Source organism: Acetobacter pomorum (assembly GCF_002738225.1).
Lineage (GTDB): Bacteria > Pseudomonadota > Alphaproteobacteria > Acetobacterales > Acetobacteraceae > Acetobacter > Acetobacter pomorum.
Genome location: NZ_PEBQ01000159.1, coordinates 1 through 6,819, shown reverse-complemented (window position 1 = coordinate 6,819; position 6,819 = coordinate 1). Strand labels below are relative to the sequence as shown.

Here is a 6,819-nt window from a genome sequence, read left to right as displayed (position 1 = left end):
TTGGCCTCAGTGTCCTCTGAGGGTGCGCTTCCAAGATGCGACCGAAAACGATATCCGCTTTTCCGTTCCACGATTGTGGGGCTTTCTGTTCCATTTCCGTGGGGGTTCCGTTCCTCATGGCGTCCCATATCTGTGGGGTTTCCGTTCCGTTTCCGCCCCATATGAGTCCCACATCCGTTCCACCAAATTTAGGGCCTTCATACACCATTGCACCCTCAGTGCGGCGGCTGCGCCGCCAGGATTGGGCAAGCGGAGAAAGGGAGCTAGGATTCTGGCTCCCTTTGGGGTCGTGCATGGTTTGTGTGAAGAGAAAAAATCTTTCTCGTCGCATCATGATTACTGAAGATTAGCTGTTCATACGGTTATCAGGAGATACGGACGATGACAGCAAAAGAACACAATCAGAACAGCCGACAAAATGTACATTCAGTTGTGCCTGCAGGTTTAACCTTCGAGACACAACAATTGGGAACAGTTCTCATTGGTGGGCAGCGATGGGTATTGGCCAAAGAAGTATGCGATTTGTTAGGTATTAGCCGTCATCGCTATGCCGTGACGCGCTTGGATGATGATGAATGCAAATTAGTGCCTGTTCAGACACAAGGTGGTCCCCAAGACACATATCTGGTGAATGAGAGTGGCGCGTACCATCTCACATTTATATCGACGAAACCCGTAGCCAAGCGGTTCCGGCGGTGGGTGACAGATGAGGTGTTGCCGCAGATCCGTCGCACGGGAGAATACCGGCCTGATGCAGGTGCGCAGACCGACAGGGGGGCGTCCAAGCCCGATATTAGCGCGGCCGATCTGCGTCTTCTTGCGGAGTTGAAAGAAGGTGATATCTATCAATCAACTCGCCATCTGGTGACCCGGATGAACGGGAAATTCTCCGTCGAAAGAGCGTTAAGCGAAGCAAAACGTCCGTGGTCTTATGATCTGGATATTCTGGAACTCATTCATCTGGTGAAGCTCGTGCAAATCAGTTGGTTTGCTCTTGGACAAAATAGTGAGCGGTCGGATCAAATGCGCCAGTATATGTGCCGTCTATCCACGGTTATGCGGCTGTTGGATGATAAGCTTGGCACTGGCCCCTACTTTGAGCCGGTTTCCGCTGTATCACCAGTGAGGTCATAAGTTCCATCATTGAGGGAGTGGAAGGTAAACCCTTGTGGTTGTGGTGTAAAATCTATTACCCTTCCATTCCCTACTGGATCATGTTGGAACGTTAAATGAATAACCAGGACTTGATTGAACGTATTGTTGCTGTAACGGATATTTCAAAAAAAGATGCCAAAGCAGCCTTGGAAACAGTATTTGCAGCAATTACTGAAGCCGCTACGAAAGGTGACGAAACGACTATCTCAGGATTTGGCAAATTTGTCGTCCGTCAGATGGCTGAGCGCAAAGGACGCAATCCACAAACTGGTGCGGATCTGGTGATCCCCGCATCTCGTAAACTGGCTTATACACCAGCAAAAGCTGTCAAGGATGCTTTGACAGGTCAATGAGGGTTTACTGATCGCCTTGAAGTGCGGCGGAATGATTTCTCAGTGCGGGATGGGGCTTTTCTGCAACTCACTCTTTTCCCGGACGCCGTTTCTCTGGTGCGCGTCTATCCGCCGCGTAACACATGGCGCTATTACGATCTTTCAATCCAACCAGATCTATTCGGTGGCGCAGCACTCATTCGACGATGGGGAAGAATAGGAACTCCCGGAAAAGTAAGGCTTGATCTTTTTCCTGATGTAGGAGCTGCGGCTAATCAACTGGCACATCTATTACGTCAAAAGCTCAAGCGGGGGTACGCTGTAAGATCATGAGTAGTGGCATAGATGAGAGAACTTAAGTATCAATTTTCCTTTTTAGGGTGTTTACGGCTGCTGTGACTATCTGTCCCTGTTGCAATTCTTGAGACCGTGCTGGTGCTGATCTCGTATTCCAACGCAAGTTCTTTCAGTGTTGCGCCACTTTGACGCAAGTCCTTGATTTCCTGTTGCTGTAGCTTTGTGATCCTGGCAGGCCGCCCCATTTTTACACCTAAACGGGCAGCGCGTATGCGCCCTTCCGCAGTGCGGGTTTTAATCAGGTCACGTTCCACATCAGCCAGACCGCCTAAAACCGCCAGCATCAGGCGGCCAGTGCTCGTTGTCGTATCAGCCCAAGGCTCTGCAATAGAAAAAAACTGCGCACCTCTTTGTGTAATCTCTTTAATGATTGCGAAAAGATCAAAGGTACTGCGTGCTAACCGATCAATTCGCGTCACGACGACAGTCTCTCCATCAGAGAGGTTACGAAGTAGGCGTTGAAGCTGGATGCGTTCTGAATCCGCGCCACTTGCCTTTTCGCGGAAAATTTTGGCGCATCCATAGTTTTGAAGAGATTGGAACTGTACGTCGAGCGTCTGGCCGACTGTGCTCACGCGAGCATATCCAACTTTCCGAGACAATGTGCCGCCATCCTGAATTCATAAAGACGGATGCTTATCTCGGGATCTTTTTGTGCGCAATTCCTGATTTGCGCATAACCTGCAAGACAGGATTTTTCTGACATTATTTATTTTCATATTGCCTTCTTTGTTTTACCTATATAAACATCAAATATATATTCACTGGTGCAAAAGGCCCGTTATGGCATTTGCGCAAATCAGGGTTTTTGCAAGGAACTTTTGAACGTTTTCAGTCGTTTAAACCTGAATGCAACCAGAAATAACACGTCGTAAAGTTGGATATGCCCGTGTCAGCACAGTAGGGCAGACTCTTGAACTTCAACTGAAAACACTGAAGGAATTCGGATGCCGTCGTATCTATCGTGAAAAAGCAAGTGGTGCAGATGCTACGCGTCCTGAATTATGTAAATTGCTTGCCAACCTTAAGCCTGGTCAAACCGTAGTCGTTACCCGTCTGGATCGACTGGCACGCAGTACATTTGATCTCTTCTCTATCGTAAAGACAATTACTGATCGTAAGGCTCAGTTTTACTCTTTAGCTGAACCCTGGACTGACACCAACACAAGTACAGGTCGGCTTATGCTTGCAGTCCTTGGTGGCTTGGCCGATGTGGAGCGCGATCTTATCCGTACACGCACCTCAGAAGGACGTGCACGTGCCATTAAGCAAGGCAAACGCATGGGAAGACCATCTCAGATTACAGACTTACAAAAGCATAAAATCATTGAAAGACGAAAAGAGGGGGAGTCCCTGAAATCGATCGCTGCTGCATTTGGAATCAGTGAAAGCACTGTCTCTCGCCTAGCTCGTGGCAGAGACAGCCATCACCATTATGGTCGGAAAATCGAGAAAGCTCGCAAATCTTACAGTACATCATGAGGTAGATAGCGCTTGGTGAACCCAAAGCTGTGATTTTGGCCATGTTGAGGAACGTACCGACAATGCGGATTTTTGATTGATGCATCTCATGCAGATCGTGCTTTTTCAGTCAGGAAGTAGCACAATGCAATCTGCATCTTCGGCAGCCGATATGGTGATGCCCTAGAACCTGAACTTTGCAGCCTATGGCTATTTCTCGTTGGATCACACGACAATTTTTTCTGAACGTCTGCTCCAAACCGTTCTGGTTAAACAGCAATGAGCCCACCGGATGATGCCAGAAGATTATCGCAGACTCACGTTGCTGATTTATAACCACGTCAATTCTTAATGGGCATTTCGAGCTGGATCTGGACACGTGGATAGATTTTGACGTTCTAGCCGTATGAGAGGAAAAATTCTCATAACATTAGGGGGCTCTTTCTTTACACTGGGATTCAACGATCCCACGAATATTACCAGTAATATTCAACGCGGTAATAAGATATTATTTTGTATTATATAATAATTTTAAAAATTAAATAACAATAAAATTTCGAAATTTTGGCAAAATAAAATCATTATTATTGAGTTTTTTACTTAAGTTATCAATGATTTGGAATAATGGAAAAATGTCGGATCTTTTCTCAAACATTTCTTCTTCGCATTCTGGACCACTTACTGTGTTTCAAGCACAGTTAAAAACTTATCGGCAGCAGAACTGGTCCGAGGTTTTCAAGGGGTATTCTGCTTTACGTGCGATTACCTTTTCAAGTTCTCTGGAATTTTTGCTCGATCTGACAGAACAGTTTAAAGATATCGAAATTGTTTTTGGCTCTGAGCATATTCTAACCAAAACCCATATTGCTTTGGCTCAAGCCAGTCAGCTTTTTGAAGACTACGGGTTTAAGGACTGTCTCACAGATCAAAAATCTCTTGTAGAAAGCTTACGTCAACTTCTTGGGTTACGCAGCAGTCTCTTTCTTCCGCGTTTGCAAAATGGTACCTTGCGTTTCAGGCTTCTGACTGGCCGTCCAAGTCATGAAAAACTTTATTTGCTATCAGGTTCCAACGGTCAACGCGTTATCACAGGATCCGCTAATCTCAGTATAGCGGCTTTCCATGGGCATCAACATGAAGTCATCATCACTTTTGATGATTTAGCAGCGTGGGATGCTTTTGATGAATATTACCAACGTGACTACAAAAAAAGTGTTGCAATCGAAAGGGATATTCTGATCAGCGTGTCTTCTGACGGCAAGAATAAACAGCCTGATATCTCTACAACATCCCTTCCTTACGAGGATGTTCCCATCGTGCGTGCGATACGGGCCGGGCTGGTTCATGTCGAACAGGGTGGTATGTCGATTTCAGAGGGAATAACCATTGATACGTTACGAAAGGCTCAACGCTTACGGCAGGAACTTGAAACAATTTCTCTGCCGATGAGCCGCAAGGGGGTAACGTTGGTCACTCCCACAATCGTTTCAACTTTTCTGCAGACACGCAATAATCTGCCTGCTGTGGACTCTCCGAAAGATGAAATTCCACGAGCCTCCCTCTCTGTTCGGACAGGAGAGATTTTTCTCAATGATCAGTTATGGCTTTCTGAAAAAGATACCATTTCAGAACATGACGTTGCCCGAGATGTACATCTGCTTGTGAATTATATCAGCAGTTTTTCGGCATTTTATGGAAATAGCCAAAGTGCCATCGCTTCCTACTGGGCATTTCTAGTCTGGCTTTACATGGCACCTTTTGCACCCTTTTTAAGACAAGGAGCCGTTAGTCATCATATCGATCCGTGGCTTTATCCCCCGTACGCGGTTTTATATGGCCGCTCCAGTGGTGGGAAAACCCTGTTTACGCAGATTATTGCACAATCCATGTTCGGGGTTGTCAAAAGTATTCAGTCATCAATGTTTACGGCACAACGTGTTTTGGGCTTACGTCAGCAATTAGGGGCCATTCCTCTGTTGATTGATGACGTGACGCCAGATCGAATGAGTAAATATGTGCCTGACATGGTGCGTACTGATCGGGATATGGCCGAATGCTACGCACCTATCGTCCTGACGACCAACAAGGACGTGACAAGCATTTCAGCTGATCTGACCAAACGGATGGTGACGTGTCACATTGATGCCTCTCTCCCGGATAGTCGAGCGCTTCAGACGGAAAGTCCCCGTCGTTTACAAAAAGAAATCGGGACAGCTTTATACCGGCGTTATCTGACTCTTATGTTCCCTCGCGTTCGAGATATGCGGATCGATATGGATCAGAGTGATGGCAAGCAGATTCCAGATGTTTTTACGGTGTCGTCTCATCTCTTGTTGTCGTTGATAGAACAACACCTTCCTGTAAAGCCAGACTGGGTTTGTCCTCTTTCTTATCGAACCTATCAAGCTATGCGGGCTGTTCAGTTCCAACGTGTGCTTGTCGAAATGATTAGAAGTCATCCTGAAAACATCGCTCTGTCGCGAGACAAGCGCTTTATGCAAGTGTGCTTTGGTGGAGATATTCGCCAAGCCATGGCATTTGAAAAATCTGTACCAGAATTTGTTTCCAAAGGGCGCATTGCAGATACCGTCAAGCTGGATATTCAAGCAATGGAAAATGAGCTGGGATTTTCTCCAATTCATCATAGTTCACTGGTTGAGAGGCTTATGAAAGTTTGGAGGAAGCGTAAGTAATTAACGCATCAGAAGCTGGTGTTTGTTTCGTGACAAATTGGATTGTCCATGTCCTTGCGGCACAGTGACAAAGTAACTGAGGATTTCCCCATGACTGCCGATCTGAACTGGTATGTCTGGCTTTTGGCCTTAAGTTTTTTGAAATCGCAATCAAGGCGGTTACCCTTGTCTTCCAGCGTTCCTGCTGGAAACCGTTGTCGTGCAGACGTAGTAAAGCATATTCCGGTCAGAATAGAGAAAACCGGGCGACATAGATAAGTCCCATAGAACGATTGTTTCTCACGTGGTGATGCCTTGCCAAACAGAAGCCGAACAAACTCCGATCTGCTGTTGTTGTCGAAGATAAATAGTTCCCACCTGAATGGTCGAACATCATGCTTATTCCTCTGACCGACGACGAGAATCTCGTTATTCCAGATCTGGCGGTTCGGATTGATCCGAGTGCTGATAATGGCTGTTCAAAGCTATGTTGGGCAGTCAGCGTCTTATTGACAACTACATCCAAGCATCGTCTCCGTGTAACCGGAAGCAAGGTGCGTCCTGACCAGTTACTCGCAATCAGACGTCAGATTGCTTTGTTGGTCGGAGCTGATGGCTAGATTGAATTGCCCCAAGTTTTGTGGTGACAGCAAGACCCGGAGCAACTCAGATAGAGCCAGCGGCAAAGCGGCAGTCAATGACGAGCGTCTTATGATGCATGCCATCGCGACGTTATTTAAGTCTGGCCGAACAATGATGCCTGACCAGGCTCGTCGTGAAGCTCTGTCGCTCCGTGATCCAGCACGCCAGGAACTGCAATCCGGGATTGATGCGGCCACCAG

The 6,819-nt window shown here is 46.7% G+C and carries 6 protein-coding genes and 1 pseudogene; 6 read left to right on the top strand and 1 reads right to left on the bottom strand.

Features of this window, described 5'->3' with window-relative positions:
* Positions 1 to 381: 381 nt before the first annotated feature.
* The 3 genes from CSR02_RS12720 to CSR02_RS12710 all read left to right on the top strand — a co-directional run bounded on the left by CSR02_RS12720 (position 382) and on the right by CSR02_RS12710 (position 1,820).
* Positions 382 to 1,134 carry a BRO-N domain-containing protein gene (locus CSR02_RS12720; RefSeq protein WP_003626751.1) on the top strand — a complete coding sequence of 251 codons (753 nt, stop codon included), beginning with the start codon at positions 382 to 384 and terminating at the stop codon, positions 1,132 to 1,134.
* A gap of 95 nt (positions 1,135 to 1,229) precedes the next feature.
* Positions 1,230 to 1,508 carry an HU family DNA-binding protein gene (locus CSR02_RS12715; protein WP_020936766.1) on the top strand — a complete coding sequence of 93 codons (279 nt, stop codon included), beginning with the start codon at positions 1,230 to 1,232 and terminating at the stop codon, positions 1,506 to 1,508.
* Positions 1,509 to 1,529: 21 nt separating this feature from the next.
* Positions 1,530 to 1,820, top strand: a complete 291-nt coding sequence (locus tag CSR02_RS12710; protein ID WP_020936765.1) for a WGR domain-containing protein — start codon at positions 1,530 to 1,532, stop codon at positions 1,818 to 1,820.
* Positions 1,821 to 1,849: 29 nt separating this feature from the next.
* On the opposite strand, the gene CSR02_RS12705 is transcribed toward CSR02_RS12710, so the two are convergent.
* Positions 1,850 to 2,446 (bottom strand): recombinase family protein, encoded by a 597-nt coding sequence (locus tag CSR02_RS12705; protein ID WP_020936764.1) that lies wholly within the window; start codon positions 2,444 to 2,446, stop codon positions 1,850 to 1,852.
* Between the two features lie 247 nt (positions 2,447 to 2,693).
* Here CSR02_RS12705 and CSR02_RS12700 point away from each other — a divergent pair, with 247 nt between their 5' ends.
* The 3 genes and pseudogenes from CSR02_RS12700 to CSR02_RS16880 all read left to right on the top strand — a co-directional run.
* Positions 2,694 to 3,326, top strand: a complete 633-nt coding sequence (locus tag CSR02_RS12700; RefSeq protein WP_003627302.1) for a recombinase family protein — start codon at positions 2,694 to 2,696, stop codon at positions 3,324 to 3,326.
* A gap of 611 nt (positions 3,327 to 3,937) precedes the next feature.
* Positions 3,938 to 5,998, top strand: a complete 2,061-nt coding sequence (locus CSR02_RS12695) for a restriction endonuclease PLD domain-containing protein (protein WP_244176999.1) — start codon at positions 3,938 to 3,940, stop codon at positions 5,996 to 5,998.
* A 591-nt stretch (positions 5,999 to 6,589) separates the two neighbouring features.
* Positions 6,590 to 6,819: pseudogene (locus CSR02_RS16880) on the top strand (hypothetical protein); the annotation flags it as partial.